This is a genomic window from Pontibacter sp. SGAir0037 (assembly GCF_005491705.1).
Classification (GTDB): domain Bacteria; phylum Bacteroidota; class Bacteroidia; order Cytophagales; family Hymenobacteraceae; genus Pontibacter.
Map to the genome: position 1 here is coordinate 14,340 of NZ_CP028092.1, position 19,747 is coordinate 34,086.

The following is a 19,747-nucleotide window of genomic DNA, read 5'->3' on the forward strand; positions in this document are numbered from 1 at the left end:
ATAGCAAAATTCTGCTTAATAGAAGGAGGATGTCCTGAATTCCGGGTAACTTTCTCATGATTCGGATTCCGGTATTCTAAGTAGCATATGGGCATAAAGAAGGGTTTTCTGTTTGTACTACTACACCTGGGGCTGGCACTCGCTGCTGATGCCCAGGTAGGTGGGCAGCGTGGTTTTACCTTTCTGGAATTGCCCGCTAACGCCAAGGCAGCAGCATTGGGCGGCTATACCGTTAGCTCCTACAGCCACGATGTAAATATGGTGGCAGCTAATCCGGCTTTGCTGAATGAGCAGATGGATCGGCAGTTGTCGCTAAGCTATGTAGGCTACCTGGCAGATATTAACCAAAGCAACCTTGCCTATGCCTTTAACCATGAGAAGCGGGGCAGGTGGGCTGTAGGATTAAATTACCTGAACTACGGCGACTTTGTGCAGCGCGATGCAACTGGTCTGGAGGAGGGTACATTTTCTGTGAACGACTATACCCTCAGCCTGAGCCATGCCCGCCAGAGCGAAGCTTTTACAGTGGGCGCAACAGCAAAGCTGGCGGTTTCCAGTATGGCAGGTAATAAAGCAGTAGGATTACTGGCCGATGTAGGCGGTATGTTCAGGCATCCGGAGCAGGACCTGACAGTGGGGCTGGTTTTTAAAAATGTAGGATACCAGGTGAAAGCTTTTGATGGTGGCGAGCGTGCTCCAATGCCGTTTGATGTGCAGCTTGGGGCTAGTTTTAAACCAGAGCATATGCCTGTAAGGCTGTCTTTAACCGCACATCACCTGTACCAGTTCGATATAGTATACTTAGATCCTGATGCCCCCGGTCGCCTCGATGCAGATGGAAACGAGATAAAAGAGAAAGCAACAGCAGGAGACAAAATAGCCCGGCATTTTGCAGTTGGTACTGAATTTATATTTAGTAATAACTTCCAGTTAAGAGCAGGGTATAACCATTTAAGAAGAAAAGAGCTTCGACTCGAAAATGCTTCAGGTGGTGCCGGCTTTTCAATAGGAGCCATGTTACGTATAAGAACCTTTGAGTTGAACTATAGCAGTGCTTTTATTCATCCTTCGGGAGCAGGCCACTATATAACTATCAGTACCGATACAGGTACCTTATTTAGAAGATCAAACTAAGAGGAAAGCAGGAGAAGACAGAAATTGATACCTGCTGAATTTTTAAAAAAATAGCAAGATGTTAGATTCGTTAGAACACTTAACACCAGCCCAGATTGTAGAAGAGCTGGATAAATATATCATCGGACAGAAAGAAGCGAAGCGAAACGTAGCCATTGCCTTACGGAACCGCTGGCGCCGCATGAATGCCGACGAGAACATCCGCAGAGAAATTGTGCCAAACAACATTTTGATGATTGGTGCAACCGGGGTAGGTAAAACAGAGATTGCGCGCAGACTGGCTAAGATTGCGGATGCCCCTTTTACAAAAGTAGAAGCTTCAAAATTTACTGAAGTAGGCTACGTGGGCCGCGATGTGGAAAGCATGGTGCGCGACCTGGTAGAGCAGTCGGTAAATATGGTGAAAACACGCAAAAAGGAAGAAGTAAAGCAAAAAGCTGCCGAAGTAGTAGAAGACATTATCCTGGATGCGCTTATTCCTCCTATTCAGGGGCGTAACCTGGCTCCTGTAAATACTACAGCAGATGCCAATGGTATGCCTGACAGCGATCTGGAACTGAATGAGCGTACCCGAGAGCGCTTCCGCGAAAAGATCAGAAACGGAGAACTGGAAGACCGGAAGATAGAAATCAGGATCAGCCAGAGTGCCATGCCGGGTGTGGGTGTTATGGGGCCAGGCATGGACGAAGCCTCTATGATGAACATCCAGGAGATGATCAGCGGCATGATGCCGAAGAAAACCAAGAAGCGCAAGGTAACCATTGCAGAGGCCCGTAAGATTTTGCTGGACGAAGAAGCTGCCAAGCTCATTGATATGGATGAGGTAAAGGAGGAGGCTATCTTCAAGGCCGAGAATTCGGGCGTTATCTTTATCGACGAGATAGATAAAGTAGCCAGTTCCAGCAAGAAAGGCAGCGGCCCCGATGTAAGCCGTGAAGGTGTGCAGCGTGACTTGCTGCCGATTGTAGAAGGTAGTACCGTCAACACAAAATACGGTGTGATCAATACAGATCATATTTTGTTTATTGCTGCAGGTGCCTTTCACGTGGCTAAACCTTCCGATCTGATTCCGGAGTTACAGGGCCGTTTTCCTATTCGTGTAGAGTTGCAAAGTCTCACCAAAGAAGATTTCTACCAGATTCTGAAGTTTCCGAAAAACGCTTTAACCAAGCAGTATGAAGCTTTATTGGCCGCCGAAGGAGTGGAATTGTCTTTCTCGGACGAGTCGCTGGATGAAATTGCGGCCATCTCTTACGAGGTAAATGCAGAAGTAGAGAATATTGGCGCCCGCAGGCTGCATACGGTGATGAGCCGTTTGCTGAACGATATTCTGTTTGATGTGCCGGATAAAATCGGAGCCAATGCACACATCGTGGTTACACGTGAAATGGTGCTGGAGAGGCTATCCGACATGGTGCGTAACCGCGACCTGAGCCAGTACATTTTATAGGGGAAAATCAGGTATATTTCGCCCTGACTTCAGAATAAAATGAGAGCCTCTGCCGTATATGTATGGCAGAGGCTCTCATTTTATGATAGGGGTTGCTAAAGGGTAAAGCCATGTTGTGGGGCAGAAAGAAGAAAGTATCGGCTAAAGAAGGTACTGTGCTGGCGCTGTTGGTGCTGGCAGTAGCAGGCATATTTTACAGGCAGTTTCATGCAGGCAACGTTTCTGTGGTGCCATATCTGTCTGTAACTGCTACCATAGGGGCATACCTCTTTTTGCTTTCAGTTATTGATAAATCGCTTCGTTTGGGGCAGGAAGAAAAGCAGGTTCGCAGCAGCCACGTAACGTTAGCCTATCTACTTGTAGCCGTTGTTTCTGTTCTGAACCTGTTTTTGTTTGGTGCTGCCTACAAAGGCTTTCTACTGGCACTCTCATTACTGCTGCTCATTTGCCTGATTTTGCTGGTATACATACGGTCGCTTCGGTAGCAGAAGCCAACCCGCACATTTTGTAAATAAATATAAGCCATTGTAGCCTAGAAGCACGTATCTTGAGCTTAAAGCATAAGACTGAACAAAGAAGTTTCTTGCTTTCACAAATTCATAATTTCTAATTTATAATTCAGGTAAGGTGAACTATTATTTTGTAACAGGAGCCAGCAAAGGTATAGGCAAGGCGATTGCAGAGGAATTGCTGCAAGACGCGAATAACTACGTGATTGGTGTATCCAGAACAAATGCCCTGGCGCATCAGAACTACCGCTATCAGCCACTTGATTTTTCTGATGTAGCAGCTGTAGAACATAATTTACATAAAATTTTTCTGGCTTATCCGGATGCTGAGCGGCTGGTACTGGTGAACAATGCCGGTGTGTTAGGCGATATTGCTTATGTGGGGGAGGAGATGCCGAATGAGGGCTTTGAATTTGTATTTGATGTAAATGTTGTTGTGCCTGCCATGCTCATGAATACGTTTCTGCACACCTACCGGCAGCAGAATTGTGCTAAGGTAATTGTGAATATCAGTTCCGGGGCAGGTAAATACCCTGTGGATGGCTGGGCCAGCTATTGTGCCTCTAAAGCTGCCATTGATATGCTGTCGCAGGCAGTACAGTTAGAGCAGGATAAACGAGGTACAGGTGTAAAGGTATTTGCACTGGCACCAGGAGTGGTAGATACAGCTATGCAGGGGCAGATTCGGGAGGCTGATCCGCAAAAGTTCAGCGCTGTAGAGAAGTTCAGAAACTATAAACAGAACAACGACCTGGCAACTCCGGATGAGGTAGGTAGAAAGATCGTAAAGTTTCTAAACAGCACAGACAGCTATCAGGAAGTAATCTTATCGGTGAGGGATATGTAATATTAAAACTTCTGCTACTGGCCAGGCTCTTCCCGAGAAGGAAGAGCCTTTTCTATTTTAGTACACTATAGTTATTAAGTAATCACTTTTCTTTAAAGCTTATGCTTGTTGTTTTGCAGGATTTATAATACCTTGATATACCTATTACTATATTTTCATAATAAGTAAATTATATTCATGTTAGATAAAAAAGAAAAGATGCAGGCCTATTGGCGCAGCAACGTTCGAATTGTGCTTACGCTGCTGGCCATCTGGTTTACTGTTTCCTACATATTCGGTATTCTGCTGGTAGACGAACTGAATCAGTTCAGGCTAGGAGGCTTTAAACTGGGCTTCTGGTTTGCACAGCAAGGAGCCATCTACTGCTTTGTGCTCATCATATTTATATATGTCTGGTTGATGAACCGGCTGGATAAAAAATACGGTGTTCACGAAGACTAATCTTAAATAACGCAACCTCAGCATGGATATACTGACCTGGACCTACCTGATTGTAGGCCTCACCTTTGCTATTTATATTGGAATTGCTGTCTGGACCAGGGCGGGTTCTACCAAAGATTTTTATGTAGCCGGTGGCGGTGTTTCACCTTTGGCCAACGGCATGGCTACAGCTGCTGACTGGATGTCGGCTGCCTCCTTTATTTCCATGGCAGGCCTTATTTCGTTTATGGGCTACGATGGCTCCGTTTACCTAATGGGCTGGACCGGCGGATATGTATTACTGGCCCTGTTGCTGGCGCCTTACCTGCGCAAATTCGGTAAATTTACCGTGCCCGATTTTGTTGGAGATCGCTACTACTCTAAAACAGCGCGTTTAGTAGCCGTTGTTTGTGCCATTTTCGTTTCGTTTACCTATGTGGCAGGGCAGATGCGGGGAGTAGGCATTGTTTTCTCCCGTTTCCTGGAAGTAGAGATAGATACCGGTGTGGTGATAGGCATGGTGATCGTGCTTTTTTATGCTGTTTTAGGAGGTATGAAAGGCATTACCTATACACAGGTGGCGCAGTTTTGCGTGCTGATTTTTGCCTATATGGTGCCTGCCATCTTTATTTCGATTCTGTTAACTGATAACCCTGTTCCGCAGCTCGGCTTCGGAGGTGAGCTGAAAGAGGGAGGCTACCTGTTAGATAAACTGGATGGTATGCTTACAGAACTAGGCTTTGCAGCCTATACAGATGGTAGCAAGTCGAAGATAGATGTCTTCTTTATTACAGCCGCTCTTATGGTGGGTACAGCTGGCCTTCCGCATGTGATTGTACGGTTTTTTACCGTTCCAAAAGTAAAGGATGCCCGCAAATCAGCCGGCTATGCACTGGTGTTTATAGCCATTTTATACACAGCAGCTCCTGCTGTAGGTGCTTTTGGTATGTATAATATGCTGAATACTACCAGCAACCGCGAAATTTCTTCGATGCCACAATGGGTAGACAACTGGCAGAGGACAGGATTGATTGTGGTAGACGATAAAAACGGAGACGGCCTGGTGCAGTATGTGAAAAATGCGGAGCAAAACGAGCTGAAAATAGACAAAGACATCATGGTGTTGGCAAACCCGGAAATTGCCCAGCTACCGAACTGGGTGGTTGCGCTGGTGGCAGCCGGTGGACTAGCGGCTGCTTTGTCTACGGCAGCAGGTCTGCTGCTCGTTATATCTACCTCCATTGCGCACGATCTGCTTAAGAAATCATTTACGCCACGTATAACAGAGCGTCAGGAATTAATAGCCGCACGCTTAGCCGCCACAGGTGCCGTCGTGATAGCGGGTTATTTCGGTATCTATCCTCCGGGCTTTGTGGCTGAAGTAGTAGCCTTTGCTTTTGGTCTGGCGGCTGCCTCTTTCTTCCCTGTAATTATTATGGGCATCTTTTCGAAGCGCATGAACAAGCAGGGCGCTATCTGGGGTATGATTACCGGTTTGGTGTTTACTATAGCCTATATTTCATACTTCAAGTTTATCGAACCTGCAGCAAATGTGCCTGAAAACTGGCTGTGCGGTGTGTCGCCCGAAGGCATCGGTACACTTGGCATGCTGTTAAATTTTATTGTTTCGGCCGTTGTTTCGGCTGTTACGCCCCCTCCGCCGCTGCATGTGCAGGAGCTGGTCGAAGATATCCGCATTCCAAGAGGGGCAGGTGCAGCAGTGGACCACTAAGCCTGGTTGTATTATACCTGAAAAATATACTTCATGCGTAATATGTCGTATCTGTTAAAACCGGTCAGGTATTTTACCTGACCTAAATCAGATTCGCTTTCTATTTCTTCACATCAATACAAAAATAAAACTACAGCAATAATGAATACCCAGTTAAAGACTTTTGAAGAGTACCAACAAGCTTATAAGAAAAGTATAGAAGACCCTGAAGGTTTCTGGGCTGAAGTGGCCGATACATTTACCTGGCGAAAGAAGTGGGATAAGGTGCTGGAATGGAATTTTGAGGAACCCGATGTGAAGTGGTTCCAGGGGGGAAAGCTTAACATAACGGAAAACTGTCTGGATCGCCACCTGAAGACCCGGGGAAACAAGCTGGCTTTGATATGGGAGCCGAACGACCCGAAGGAACGGTTTATTCGCTATACCTATAAAGAGCTGCATGAGAAGGTATGCCAGTTTGCCAATGTGCTGAAGAACAACGGCGCTAAAAAAGGCGACAGAATCTGTATCTATATGCCTATGATTCCGGAGCTGGCCATTGCTGTGCTGGCTTGTGCCCGGATCGGAGCGGTACATTCTGTTGTTTTTGCCGGTTTCTCTGCTTCTGCCATGGCTGATCGCATAAACGATGCAGCATGTAGTATGGTGCTTACTTCGGATGGGCTCAACCGTGGTGCGAAGCAAATACCTGTTAAGCGTGTGGTGGACGAGGCCCTGGAAACTTGCCCTTCTGTAAAGAAAGTAATTGTGGTAGAAAGGCTTGGATGGGCGGTAAGAATGGTGGAAGGCCGTGATGTATGGTACCACGATGAGGTAAAAGAGGTGAGCAAAGATTGTCCGGCAGAAGAAATGGATGCTGAAGACATGCTGTTTATACTGTATACATCCGGTTCTACCGGCAAGCCAAAAGGAGTAGTGCATACCTGTGGCGGCTACATGGTATATGCGCAATACAGCTTCTGCAATGTGTTTCAGTACGAAGAAAGCGATATTTACTGGTGTACGGCTGATGTGGGCTGGGTAACAGGGCATACATACCTGCTTTACGGGCCACTGCTGGCGGGAGCTACCACCTTGATGTTTGAAGGCGTGCCAACCTACCCGGATATGGGGCGCTTCTGGCAGATCTGCGATAAGTATGGTGTTTCCATCTTCTATACAGCACCTACTGCCATTCGTGCCCTTATGGGTGGTGACATAGATGATGTGCTGTCGTATAGCCTGGATTCCCTGAGGGTGCTCGGATCGGTAGGCGAACCTATAAATGAAGAGGCCTGGCACTGGTACCATCGCCACGTAGGCAAGGGCAGAAGCCCGGTGGTTGATACCTGGTGGCAGACAGAAACGGGCGGCATCATGATTTCGACAATGGCAGGCGTAACGCCTATGAAGCCCAGCCATGCCGGTTTACCATTACCAGGTATCGAACCAATCCTGATCGACAGCGATGGCAATGAAATAAAGGAAAACGGAGTGGAAGGTTATCTGTGCATCAGGCACCCGTGGCCAAGCATCATCCGGACTACCTATGGCGACCACGAGCGGTGCCGCCTGAGCTATTTCTCTACCTATAAAGGCTTATATTTTACCGGTGATGGTGCCAAGCGTGACGAGAACGGCCTCTATCGCATTATTGGCCGTGTTGATGATGTAATCAATGTTTCTGGTCACAGGTTTGGTACGGCAGAAATAGAAGAAGCCATTAACCATAACGAACATGTAATCGAATCTGCTGTAGTGGGGTATCCGCATGATGTGAAAGGGCAGGGCATATATGCTTTCGTTATTTGCAAGGATGTGCCTGAAAACGAAGAATGGCTACGGGCTGAGATCGTAGAAACCGTGGTAGAAATGATTGGTAAGATTGCCAGGCCGGATAAGATTCAGATTGTAAGTGGCTTGCCTAAAACCAGGTCGGGTAAAATTATGCGCCGTATCCTGCGTAAAGTAGCTGAAGGCGATACCTCAAACCTGGGAGATACAAGCACTCTTCTTGATCCGGCTGTGGTAGATGAAATTAAAGAAGGGGCACTTTGAGATAGTAGAATTTAGAAGTTAGATATCAGATACTAGATTTTAGATTTCTGAATTTAATTTCTGTTGAAAAAAGGCTCTGCAGGACCAACTACAGAGCCTTTTTGTTGAAAATTCTTCCTAAATCAGGTTATCACAAGTTCTCAATCGTTTTATAGGCTGCGTCCTAACTTATTGGAAATTGAGATTGCATCTCTTCTGGAAACAGGACACAAGTATAAAGACACAAGACGCAAGACTTTTTCTCTTTTGTATTTTTCGTAAAACTGTTTCCATGAAATTCTGTCGCTGTCTATATAGAGGGCCATATCCTTCCTGAAAAAATAAAGCAGGAGCATCAAAAGAGGCTTTTACTATCATGTCTAAAGTCTAATGCCTCGGTTTTTGCCCGGCTACAATATACACCAGGCTACCGCCAGCTGACACATATTCCTCGTTAAGGAGCTTTTGCTTTAAAGTAATTTTGTTATAGAGCAGTTTCTGCCAGTAAGCGTCAAACTTGTCTTTATCGCCTCCACCTGCCATAAAGTAGTTCAGGTTGTCCTGGTAATCGTAGCCCATGGCATCCGAATCGATCCATTGCAGCATCTGGTCTACCCGCAGCATTTTTTCTTCGGTATCGTAAGGAGGGATAATAGAGAGTGCTTTATCAGATATCCAGACATTTATATCTTGTAAGCCAGCTTTCAGAAATAGGTCTGGAATAACATCACCAAGCGAATTGAAGCCTTCCCCCAGGCGTTTCTTTCCTTTTTCGATCCGTAGTTTTACCTCCAGTACTTCCAGTGTGCTTTCCACATCAAAATCTGTTTCGCCATAGCGGTCGAACATGAGGTTTGGCACCAGGTTATTAGGTTCCAGGGCCAGCACCCAGCCTCCGGGTTTGGTAACCCTGATCATCTCCTCAATTACCCTTTGCGGATCTTTTACATGTATGAGTAAGGTCTGGCAGAGGGTGATGTCAGCCAAGGCATCGGGCAAGGGCAGATCAGAGGCATTGCCAACGCTGAAATTGTAATGTATACTGTTATGGTTATATACACTTTGTGCCCGCTGGCGTGCCTCCTCTATGTAATCGGGCTCAAAATCGACGCCGTATACGGTTGCGCCCTCGGGCAGGTACTTCGAAAATTTAAAGCCCATCATGCCTTTGCCACAACCTATGTCTACCAAAGATTGGGTATAGCCAATGTGTAGCCTGTGAGCCAGTAGCTCCAGGTAATCCTCGTTCCACCAGTACTGGCGGGCAGGTCCTAAGTGTTCTTCTGAATGTTTTTTTTCTCTTTCTTCCAATAGGATAAAATAAACATGTGTAAAAAAGAAAGCCTCTGGCAGAGCAGAGGCTTTCGATATAATCCAGAGCTCTATAGCTCTATTTCATTTTCTTCCACTGTGCTATGGCGTCTTCATTCATACGCACATAATCCGCATTGCCTTCTTTTTTGGCCATTTCCAAAGATTTTTCAGCAGTCGTAACCGCGTTTTTATAATCTTTTAGCTGCGCCTGTATTTTGGCCTGTGTATGTAAAGTCCAGAACCTGGGCTCTGCTGCGTTGGCTTTTTTCATCCAGTCGGCAGCTAACTTCAGGTCCTTGCCATTTTCGAAATAATAAGAAGCAGCTGCTGCATACAAACCAGGTGTAACATCAGTGCCTTTTACCACGCGCTCCTGTATCTGGGCCATTACTTTACTGTCAACATCTGTTTCGATGGTGAAAGTTGCAATTGATTTATCCCAAAGCAGCTCTACATCAGCCGAGCCGGTTTTAAGGTTGGCGAAATTAATCGTAAATGTTTCTACAGCTCTGGCGTTAGTCTGCGCTTTTACAGTAAACCTTGCCAAATCTTCTTCCTGCTTGTAAGCTGGTCCGCCGTCTCCCCAATGCGTGGTGTTTTTGTGTATAACAATTGTCCACTCATTTTGATTTGGAATCGTGTAAAGCGCATACTCTCCGGCAGGCACCTTATTCCCGTGAATAGTTACATCATCACTGAATTTGATTTTTGTGGATGCATTGGCACCAGTGCGCCATAATTTGCCATAAGGAGCAAGCTCTACTCCGAATTTACGACCTTTTAAGGATGGGCGGGAATACTGAACGGTAATGTCAGTTAAACCAACTTTCTGATTTATGGTGGCAGCAGGGCTTGCAGCAGGCATTGCTATTCCCTGTTGTTGTGCTTGCACAGCATCTGTGCCGCATACTACTGCAGCAAAAAGAGCAATACTGAACAAAATTTTCTTCATGGCTTTTTCTATTTAGCAATTATATTCTTCTGTAATATTACAAAAAATATCGCTACTAAAATAAGCCGGAACAGCAATAGCTGCTACTTTCTCGACAGATTAAAAGCTATACCCCATACTCAACCCGTAGCGTGGTACAACAGCTACACCGGTAGATTTAAAGCTGCTGCTTGGGCTTACATAAGGCGTTGCGCCAACCCGAACCAATAAACCACCCAAAGGCACCTGGTAGCGGAACCCTATACGCCCAAAGTACATTTGCTGTACTTCTTCCGGGGCATCTGTAAAGCGATGGGTATAACCGAGGCCAAACTCAAAATGTTTTCTTTTGCGCCCTACCATACCAATTGCCTCTACAGGTACAACAGGATAAACGGAGGTTTGCTCTGGCAGGAAAAATAAATTAGTGCCTACTCCAACGCGTGCGGCTGCTTTAAAATACCAGTTCTGGTAGTATACCAGGTCGTAATTAATAGAGTAGGCGTCGCCGTTGCCGCCCAATTCGAGGTAAACAGAATTATAGGCTTTGAAATTATGCAGCCATTCCTGCGCTTTTACAGGTCTGGAGAGCAGGAGCAGGAAAGGAATAGCCAGTAAAGGTGAATGCTGCAGTTTTTGATGTAAGCGCATGTAAGGGTGACTGTATGTGTTATAGGAGTTGTAACAGGTTACATAAACATGGCTGCATCAGCCTGCATGGTAAGTGGATGAAGAAGGGGGCATTAAGTTAATTCAAACTGAAGTTTCAGTAAATTAGCATATATGCCATTGTCGTTCATGGCCAGCTCTTCGTGCGATCCCTGTTCTGCAATCTCACCTCCATCAATTACCAAGATCTTGTCTACTTTGCGAATAGTAGCCAGGCGGTGTGCGATAACAATGGTTGTTCTGTTTTGCATCAGTTCATCCATCGCCTGCTGAATCAGGTGTTCTGACTCTGAGTCGAGGGAGCTGGTAGCTTCATCCAGAACAAGTATGGCAGGGTTTTTAAGTATAGCCCTGGCAATTGCTATACGCTGCCGCTGGCCGCCGGATAATTTTATACCCCGCTCACCTACCAGTGTATCCAACCCTTCCGGGAAAGACTGAATAAAATTCCAGGCATTTGCTTTTTGAGTAGCAGCTATGATCTCCTCTTCAGTTGCTTCTGGTCGGCCGTAAGCTATATTTTCGCGTATGGTACCGCCAAATAATAAAACCTCCTGCGGTACTATGCCAATATTGGCTCGTAAAGTTGTCAGGCTCATGTCACGGATATCCTGTCCGTCTACCAGAATCTGGCCGCTGCTTACATCATAAAAGCGCATCAGCAGTTGCACAATGGTAGATTTTCCTGCACCACTAGGGCCAACCAACGCAATTTTCTCGCCTGATTGTATGGTAAAGTTAATATCGTGGAGCACCTCTACATCGGTACGGGTAGGGTAGGAGAAGGCTACCTGATTGTAGGAAATGGCACCGGCTACTTTAGGTATCTCATGCAGCGGTGTCTGTACCTGGTTAGTAGGCTCGATCGGTTCTTCTAAAATTTCAAGTACCCGTTCGGTTGCACCCAGCGCCGATTGTACTTTGCCATACAGTTCACCCAAACCACCTACCGATGCACCTATAAACACTGTAAACATGACAAAGGTAAGAAGTTCGCCAGCCGATAATTCCTGGTTTTGTACCAGCGTAGCTCCGTACCAAAGCACCAGGATTATACCGCCAAATAAACCAACTATAATAAAGGTGATAAACGCACCACGGTAGTTAGCCGCAGAAAGGGCTGTTTTAACAGCTTTATTTAAAGTGGTTTTATAGCGGTTTACTTCAAACAATTCGTTCGTAAAAGCCTTTACCGTGTTAATAGCCTGCAGCGTTTCTTCTACAATGATGTTGGTATTGGCAAGCTCGTCCTGTGTCTTTTTGGAAAGCGTTTTAATCCTGCGCCCAAAAACCAGCGCTAAAGCTACCAGCACAGGAAACGTTGCCAGCATAAAGAGCGAAAGCTTGGTAGAAAGCCAGAGAATGAATGCAACGCCTACAATAAGTGTGGTTAACTGACGGAACAGTTCGGCCAGAGTAATAGACATGGCATCCTGTACCTGGGCCACATCGGTGGTAATGCGACTGGTAATTTCGCCAACACGCCTTTTCTCAAAAAAAGAGATGGGCAGCATCATGAATTTACTATACAGGTCGCGGCGGATATCAGCTACGGCATTCTCACTTACCTGCGCGAAAAAATACACCCTGAAAAAAGAAAAAATGCCCTGGAGCAGAATAATAGCGAAAAGAGCCAGGGAAATAACGTTGATATCCTGGATAAACCAATCAGAAGTGCCTGTTGCCGCATCTACTAACTTACCTGCAAACAGGGGAAACCCCATAAAGGTAAGACTGGAAAACACTAGAAAAATCAGGCCGATAATAAACTTGAATTTATAAGGGGCGATGTACTTAAATATCTGAAGGCCACGTTGGAAGCTTTCTTTGCTAATTTTTTTTCTTCCTTCACTGCTCTGTTCTCCACCAGGCCCGAATCCGCGTTTTGCCATTAATAAAATTGTTGTTATTGCTATAGAAATGCTGCCTTTGTGTTGGCTTAACGCGAAGGCAGCAAAGGGTTTGTGCTATTACAACAGCTATAGCGTTATAAAAATGCCACTTCCCCCAAAAATCTTACAAAGGTAAACATTCTGCTGAAATGGGAGTAGTGTGTTGTGCTGTTTTAAAGCAAGTAAAGTGATAGCTGTGCGGAGGTGTTTGTTATTACTATTGTAAAAATAAAAAGCCCGGAGCAGCCATAAGCGCTCCGGGCTTTTTATGTGGTATGTACACATGTTAAGCGATGCTCAGCTTAATCATATTAGTACGTTTTTCTTCGTTAAGCGGCATGCTGGCTGTGTTGATGAATACATCGCCTTGCTCCAGGTAACCAGCTTTTACCAGTATTTGTTTGATATCAGCTATGGTAGCATCTGTCGATTCAAATTTATCATAGTAGAAACCACGGATACCCCACACCAGGTTCAGGATGTTAAGCAGGCGGTGATTTTCTGTGAAGATAAACACATCGGACTTCGGACGGTGCTTGGTGATCTGGAAAGCAGTATAACCGGATTTGGTCATACCTATAATGGCACGTGCATTGGTGTCATGGGCCAGATGACAGGCATTTGCCACCAGGCTATCGTTGTAGAACGTTTCTGAGCTTGCGTTCAGTTTGTAGTTCTTATTATAGATATTGGTTGCATTGCGCTCAACCGATCGGATGGTCATGTTCATAGAACGGATTGTCTCGATCGGATAGGCACCTACCGCTGTTTCGGCGCTAAGCATTACTGTGTCGGCTCCGTCTATTACGGCGTTGGCTACGTCGTTTGTCTCGGCACGGGTTGGGCGAGGGTTCACAATCATACTTTCCATCATCTGGGTAGCCACGATAACAGGTTTTCCTGCCTCGTTACATTTAGCCACCAGCATTTTCTGGATCATAGGCACCTGCTCCATCCCAACTTCAACACCCAGGTCACCACGGGCAACCATGATAGCGTCTGTCGCCTCTATAATTTCATCGATATTGGTAATAGCTTCCGGCTTCTCTATTTTAGCGATTACACGGGTATCTTTACCTCTTTCGCTAATGATCTTCTTGATTTCGTAGATATCTTCTACACGGCGAACAAAAGAAAGCGCCACCCATTCTACATCGTTGTCAAGACCGAAGTGCAGGTCTTCCACGTCTTTCTCTGTCATAGACGGAGCAGATACCTTGGAATCAGGCAGGTTGATGCCTTTACGCGGCTTCACAATGCCACCGTAAATAACCTCAGCCTCTACCGTCATGTCTTTGTCGGTGCTGATAACCACCAGCTCCAGTTTGCCGTCATCCAGCAAGATGCTGTGGCCGGGCTCAACGTCTTTTGCCAGGTCTTTATAGATCGTAGAAAGTCTGTCGGCAGTAGTAATAGAGCCGTCGCAAACCAGTTTTATGCGCTGGCCTTCTTTAATTTCGATACCACCGTTTTCTACATCACCCAGTCGGATTTTAGGACCCTGTAAGTCCTGCACTAAGCAGACATTGGTCTCATACTGCTTGTTTATTTCGCGAACAAAATCAATAACCTTCTGGTGCTCAGAATAAGCACCATGAGAAAAGTTAAGGCGAAAAGCGTCTACGCCTTCCTGTACCAGGGCCAAAAGACGCTCGTACGTGTTACTGGCCGGGCCTATGGTTGCGAGTACTTTCGTCTTGTTAAAAGATATTTCCATGTTTATAATAGAAGGTTTTCCTTAAATTTAAGTGTTAGTGGATCAAATTGCTTAACATATTGTATGAGCGAAATGCGCTGTAATTTTTTTATGAGCTCCTGCGGGTACAACTGCTGCAATGCACCTGTAACCTGCAATATATAATCATATTCTTTCATGTCGGGCAGCAGGAATGGTTTTTTTAATGTATTAAAACCTAGTGCTCTGTTCCGGAAAAGCCTCACGGTGCTAAATTCGCTACTATAAAGGTAATTAGCAATAACTAGTTGATTTTTGCCCGTTAAATCATAATAAATATCCTGTTTTTTTATTAAATGAATATCTAAAAGCCTATTTAACGCCCAGGCAAGCTTATATTCTTTGCAGGGAGAAACCATACCATACAGGTCAAAGTTATACTCGTGCTCCACGTCCAGGTACAGTGTTTTCATGGCATGTAGTCTAATGGTTCCAAATGTAAGAAGCTCTGAGCGCAAATGCGCAGATTATGCCTAAAACTTTTATTAGAGCAATTTTTTTTGACATTGTCTTTTGAAAGTTATTTCTTTGCACTGTGTTTTAATAAACTATAAGAAAAAATGTCAGAAATCGCAGAAAAAGTAAAAGCTATCATCATCGATAAGCTGGGCGTTGAAGAGTCAGAGGTTACTCCAGAGGCTAGCTTCACAAACGATCTTGGTGCTGATTCACTAGATACTGTTGAGCTTATCATGGAATTTGAGAAAGAGTTCAACGTATCTATTCCAGATGATCAGGCCGAAAATATTGCTACAGTAGGTCAGGCTATTAGCTACTTGGAAGAGCACGCTAAGTAATATCCCTCCTTACCCTGATTTAATTTAGTATAAACATTTTTACTATCTATCCTCTACGAACAGCTTATGGAGCTTAAGAGAGTTGTAGTTACTGGGCTGGGCGCACTCACACCAGTTGGAAATACTGTTTCCGGTTATTGGAACGGATTGATCAATGGTGTGAGTGGCGCTGCGCCTATTACAAGGTTTGATGCAAGCAAGTTCAAGACCCAATTTGCCTGTGAAGTAAAAGGATACGAAGCTGAAAATTACTTCGACCGCAAAGAGGCCCGTAAAATGGACCTCTTCTCACAATTTGCCATGGTAGTAGCCGATGAGGCTGTGCAGGATGCCAATCTGACTGACAGTAACCTGGATGTAAGCCGTATAGGCGTTATCTGGGGTTCTGGAATCGGTGGCCTGCGTACTTTCCAGGAAGAGTGTGTGAACTTCGCAAACGGTGACGGTACTCCTCGTTTCAACCCATTCTTCATCCCGAAGATGATTGCTGACATTAGTGCTGGCCATATCTCTATCAAGTATGGTTTCCGCGGTCCTAATTTTGTGACTGTGTCTGCCTGCGCTTCTGCCACAAACGCTATTATAGACTCCTTTAACTATATCCGTCTGGGTATGGCCGATGCCATCGTGACCGGTGGCTCCGAGGCTGCAGTTACGGAAGCTGGTGTTGGCGGGTTTAACGCTTTAAAGGCACTTTCTGAGCGAAACGATTCTCCTGAAACTGCTTCCAGGCCTTTCGACAAAGACCGTGATGGTTTTGTGTTGGGCGAAGGAGCCGGTGCCCTTATTCTGGAAGAGTATGAGCATGCAAAGGCACGTGGCGCAAAGATTTACGCTGAGGTAATTGGTGGAGGCATGTCAGCTGACGCTTATCATATTACAGCTCCGCATCCGGATGGGTTAGGTGCTCTTAATGTGATGAAGAATGTGCTGCGCGATGCTAACATCAAACCGGAAGAAGTAGACTATATCAACGTACACGGTACTTCTACTCCTTTAGGTGATGTGAGCGAAACCAAAGCTATTCAGCAGGTATTCGGCGACCATGCCTACAAGCTGAATATCAGTTCTACCAAGTCTATGACTGGCCACCTGTTAGGTGCAGCTGGTGCTATCGAGGCTATTGCTTCTATTATGGCTATCCAGAACAATATCGTACCGCCAACCATCAATCACTTCACCGACGACGAAAGCTTCGACAGCGGCCTTAACTTTACATTTAATAAAGCGCAGGAGCGCGAAGTAAAGGTAGCGCTAAGCAATACGTTTGGATTTGGCGGTCATAATACTTCTGTTATCTTCAGACAACTGAACGACTAGTGTTTGGTCCAATTAAACCAGTACGGCGCTTTTATCATAGCTTATTTACAAGAGATAAAGAATTAGTGCGCGCCGTTTCTGGTATTATTGGCTCCACTCCCGATAATATCAGGCTCTATAAACTTGCCCTCACACATACTTCGTTTGCGCGCCAGTCTGCTGCCGGCAAACATGAAACCAATGAGCGGCTGGAGTTTTTAGGGGATGCTGTATTAGGAGCCGTCGTAGCAGAACACCTTTTTAATAAATTCCCTTACGAAGACGAGGGTTTTCTGACGGAGATTCGTTCGCGCATTGTGAACAGGGAATCTCTGAACCATATTGCCCTGAAAGTGGGCCTGAACCTGCTTGTAAAAGTAGATACCACAACGCATGGTGGTATGCGGCATAAGTCGGTTAATGGCAACGCTTTAGAAGCGCTGGTGGGTGCTGTTTACCTGGACAAAGGCTATGACAGAACCCGCCTGTTTATCCTGAACAAGCTCATCAAGCCACATGTAGACCTGCATCAGCTGGTGAATACAACTGCCAACTTTAAGAGCAAGCTGATTGAGTGGGCCCAAAGCCAGAACAAAGAAGTGCGTTTCGAAATTGTGAAGCGTAAGCAACAGGGCAACACGACTGAGTTTACATCCGAAGTTTACGTAGACGATAAGCCCATCGCCATAGGAGAAGGCCTTTCCAAGAAAAAAGCAGACCAGGCTGCTGCAGAAAAGAGCCTGGAGATCCTGCAAATCAAGTAATAGCTTTTTCCTTAGCCTTTCTGAATACCTGCTATATAGACAACGATAGTCTGTTCTGGAATTAGAGCCTTCCATTGTTCAATTCTAAGATAGAAAAAAGTCGTGCGTCTTGTGTCTTGATACTTGTGTCTGTTTCCAAAAAAGATGCAATTTCAATTTTCGATAAGTCAGGATGCAGTCTATAGTATGTATGTCCTTTCTCTCGGAGTGACACCCTTCCGGATTCCAATAATAGGTTATGACACGATCTATGCCTCTTCAAATCTAATATGCAAAATTCTGTATTTAAGCTTTAACTATTAACTTGCTACGGTATAGTTGCGTTATAGAAGCTCATGGAAGAAACTAAACTGCTTTTAGCAGGTGCTGCCCTAAACCAGACGCCCATAGACTGGGAAAGAAACCTGCAAAACATAAAGGATGCCATTACAGAGGCCATTTCAAATAAAGTTGACATACTGCTGCTGCCTGAGCTCTGCATTACCGGCTATGGTTGCGAAGATCTTTTCCTGAGTCCCTGGCTTGCAGAAGAAGCTTTCGAAAAGCTGCTCCAGGTAAAAGAATGGTGTGAAAACATTACCGTTTGCCTGGGCGTGCATGTAATTATCGGCCTGGATGTGTATAATACAGCCTGCGTTATCAAGAACAAACAAATTGTTGGCTTTACAGCCAAGCAGTTTCTTGCCCGCGATGGCGTGCATTATGAACCGCGGTGGTTTACACCCTGGCCGGCCCACCAGGTATCTGAATTCGAAATGTTTGGCCAGCGCTACCAGATCGGAGATATCATTTATGAAGAAAAAGGGGTAAAGTATGCCTTTGAGATCTGCGAAGATGCATGGCGGCCAAACCGACCGGCTGAGCGCCATATGCAGAAAGGGGTACAGCTAATTCTAAACCCCAGTGCCAGCCACTTTGCCTTAAGTAAAACTGATTTACGTTACAGGCTGGTGGTAGAAGCATCTAAAAAATACCAGTGTGCTTACTTGTACGCCAATTTGTTAGGTAATGAAGCCGGTCGCATGATCTACGACGGGGAAGTGCTGATTGCGCAAAACGGCAAGCTGATTCGCCGTAACGACCTGCTCTGCTTTAAGGATGTGGATATGGAGTGTGCCGAAGTATGCTTTGGCGAAAACCCTACGATAGAGGAAACAATAGAATACCTGCCCCCGATCGATGAAAACAAAGAAGTAATTGCTGCTTTAAGCCTGGCTTTGTTCGACTATATGCGCAAAAGCTATAGCCGTGGCTTTGTGCTGTCGTTAAGCGGAGGAGCCGACTCTTCGTTATGTGCGGTGGCGGTGGCCGAAATGGTGCGGCGTGGGGTCGAAAGCCTGGGCGTACTGGGTTTTGTGGCTAAATCGCGGATGTTTTCACTTCGGGAAACAGCTATATTCGAAGATATGCCCGAAGAGCAGGCGGTAAGGGCGCTGGTTGGCCGTATGTTGGTTTGTGCTTATCAGGGCACGGTGAACTCATCAGACGATACCTATAATTCGGCCAAAGGACTTGCTGATTCTATAGGTGCTGTGTTCCATAGCTGGACGATAGACGATGAAGTGGTAGGCTATACTTCTAAAATTGAAAGTGCCATTGAACGACGCCTGACGTGGGAAAACGATGACCTGACGCTGCAGAACATACAGGCCAGGGTACGTGCTCCTGCCATCTGGATGCTGGCGAATATTCATGGAGCCTTGCTAATGGCAACATCTAACAGGAGTGAGGCGGCAGTAGGCTATGCTACCATGGACGGCGATACTGCCGGCGGTATTTCTCCTATTGCGGGTATCGATAAAGCCTTTATCCGGCAGTTGCTGATCTGGATGCAGCTGGAACTTGGCTATGAGGGATTGCAGTATGTAAACCAGTTGCAACCTACAGCTGAGTTGCGCCCGGCATCAGAAGCCCAAACCGACGAAAAAGACCTGATGCCATACGAGATTCTGAACACCATAGAGCGCTATGCTTTTTACGACAGGCTATCACCGGTACAGGTACAGGAAAAATTGATAAGCGAGGGTATAGCCGATTCAGAAAAGGCGCAGCAATACATCGAGAAGTTTTATAAGTTATGGTCCCGTAATCAGTGGAAACGCGATCGGTATGCCCCGTCTTTCCATCTCGACGATTATAACCTGGACCCTCGCAGCTGGCTCCGTTTCCCTATTGTAAGCGGAGGCTTCAGAGACGAATTAGAGAAGTTGAAAAGCAGCGGGGAGATTTAACCGCGGT

The 19,747-nt window shown here is 45.7% G+C and carries 17 protein-coding genes; 11 read left to right on the top strand and 6 right to left on the bottom strand.

Going from position 1 to position 19,747, the window contains the following annotated elements:
• The first annotated feature begins 87 nt into the window (after positions 1–87).
• From porQ to acs, 7 genes are all read left to right on the top strand, one after another.
• Positions 88–1,134 (top strand): type IX secretion system protein PorQ, encoded by a 1,047-nt coding sequence (gene porQ / locus C1N53_RS00065; protein ID WP_137757388.1) that lies wholly within the window; start codon positions 88–90, stop codon positions 1,132–1,134.
• A 58-nt stretch (positions 1,135–1,192) separates the two neighbouring features.
• Entirely contained in the window at positions 1,193–2,584 is a 1,392-nt protein-coding gene (gene hslU, locus C1N53_RS00070) for an ATP-dependent protease ATPase subunit HslU (RefSeq protein WP_137757389.1), read from the top strand.
• A gap of 110 nt (positions 2,585–2,694) precedes the next feature.
• Complete coding sequence (locus tag C1N53_RS00075; protein WP_137757390.1) at positions 2,695–3,069, top strand: hypothetical protein; 375 nt, start codon at positions 2,695–2,697, stop codon at positions 3,067–3,069.
• A 142-nt stretch (positions 3,070–3,211) separates the two neighbouring features.
• On the top strand, positions 3,212–3,940 hold the full coding sequence (locus C1N53_RS00080) for an SDR family NAD(P)-dependent oxidoreductase (protein WP_137757391.1): 729 nt from the start codon (positions 3,212–3,214) through the stop codon (positions 3,938–3,940).
• A gap of 177 nt (positions 3,941–4,117) precedes the next feature.
• Positions 4,118–4,381, top strand: a complete 264-nt coding sequence (locus C1N53_RS00085) for a DUF4212 domain-containing protein (protein WP_137757392.1) — start codon at positions 4,118–4,120, stop codon at positions 4,379–4,381.
• A 22-nt stretch (positions 4,382–4,403) separates the two neighbouring features.
• Positions 4,404–6,092, top strand: a complete 1,689-nt coding sequence (locus C1N53_RS00090) for a sodium:solute symporter family protein (protein WP_137757393.1) — start codon at positions 4,404–4,406, stop codon at positions 6,090–6,092.
• Between the two features lie 102 nt (positions 6,093–6,194).
• Complete coding sequence (acs, locus tag C1N53_RS00095) at positions 6,195–8,129, top strand: acetate--CoA ligase (protein WP_256377514.1); 1,935 nt, start codon at positions 6,195–6,197, stop codon at positions 8,127–8,129.
• A 366-nt stretch (positions 8,130–8,495) separates the two neighbouring features.
• Here the strand turns inward: acs and C1N53_RS00100 are convergent, their stop codons facing one another.
• The 6 genes from C1N53_RS00100 to C1N53_RS00125 all read right to left on the bottom strand — a co-directional run bounded on the left by C1N53_RS00100 (position 8,496) and on the right by C1N53_RS00125 (position 15,062).
• Positions 8,496–9,419: a bifunctional 2-polyprenyl-6-hydroxyphenol methylase/3-demethylubiquinol 3-O-methyltransferase UbiG gene (locus C1N53_RS00100; protein ID WP_137757395.1), complete on the bottom strand. Its 924-nt coding sequence runs from the start codon at positions 9,417–9,419 to the stop codon at positions 8,496–8,498.
• A 79-nt stretch (positions 9,420–9,498) separates the two neighbouring features.
• Positions 9,499–10,374, bottom strand: a complete 876-nt coding sequence (locus tag C1N53_RS00105) for a DUF2911 domain-containing protein (RefSeq protein ID WP_137757396.1) — start codon at positions 10,372–10,374, stop codon at positions 9,499–9,501.
• Positions 10,375–10,473: 99 nt separating this feature from the next.
• Complete coding sequence (locus tag C1N53_RS00110) at positions 10,474–11,004, bottom strand: hypothetical protein (RefSeq protein ID WP_137757397.1); 531 nt, start codon at positions 11,002–11,004, stop codon at positions 10,474–10,476.
• A gap of 92 nt (positions 11,005–11,096) precedes the next feature.
• Positions 11,097–12,914: an ABC transporter ATP-binding protein gene (locus C1N53_RS00115; RefSeq protein ID WP_137757398.1), complete on the bottom strand. Its 1,818-nt coding sequence runs from the start codon at positions 12,912–12,914 to the stop codon at positions 11,097–11,099.
• 286 nt (positions 12,915–13,200) lie between these two features.
• A complete protein-coding gene (gene pyk / locus C1N53_RS00120; protein WP_137757399.1) occupies positions 13,201–14,631 on the bottom strand; it encodes a pyruvate kinase in 1,431 nt (476 codons plus the stop codon).
• A gap of 2 nt (positions 14,632–14,633) precedes the next feature.
• Positions 14,634–15,062: an IPExxxVDY family protein gene (locus C1N53_RS00125; protein WP_137757400.1), complete on the bottom strand. Its 429-nt coding sequence runs from the start codon at positions 15,060–15,062 to the stop codon at positions 14,634–14,636.
• 147 nt (positions 15,063–15,209) lie between these two features.
• On the opposite strand from C1N53_RS00125, the gene C1N53_RS00130 reads away from it, so the two are divergent.
• The 4 genes from C1N53_RS00130 to nadE all read left to right on the top strand — a co-directional run bounded on the left by C1N53_RS00130 (position 15,210) and on the right by nadE (position 19,740).
• Positions 15,210–15,446 carry an acyl carrier protein gene (locus tag C1N53_RS00130; RefSeq protein WP_007659745.1) on the top strand — a complete coding sequence of 79 codons (237 nt, stop codon included), beginning with the start codon at positions 15,210–15,212 and terminating at the stop codon, positions 15,444–15,446.
• Between the two features lie 66 nt (positions 15,447–15,512).
• Entirely contained in the window at positions 15,513–16,766 is a 1,254-nt protein-coding gene (fabF, locus tag C1N53_RS00135) for a beta-ketoacyl-ACP synthase II (protein ID WP_137757401.1), read from the top strand.
• Positions 16,767–16,831: 65 nt separating this feature from the next.
• A complete protein-coding gene (gene rnc / locus C1N53_RS00140) occupies positions 16,832–17,509 on the top strand; it encodes a ribonuclease III (protein ID WP_240773333.1) in 678 nt (225 codons plus the stop codon).
• A 335-nt stretch (positions 17,510–17,844) separates the two neighbouring features.
• The gene (gene nadE / locus C1N53_RS00145; protein WP_137757403.1) at positions 17,845–19,740 is read left to right on the top strand and encodes an NAD(+) synthase; all 1,896 of its coding nucleotides are present in this window, start codon (positions 17,845–17,847) and stop codon (positions 19,738–19,740) included.
• Positions 19,741–19,747: the final 7 nt, after the last annotated feature.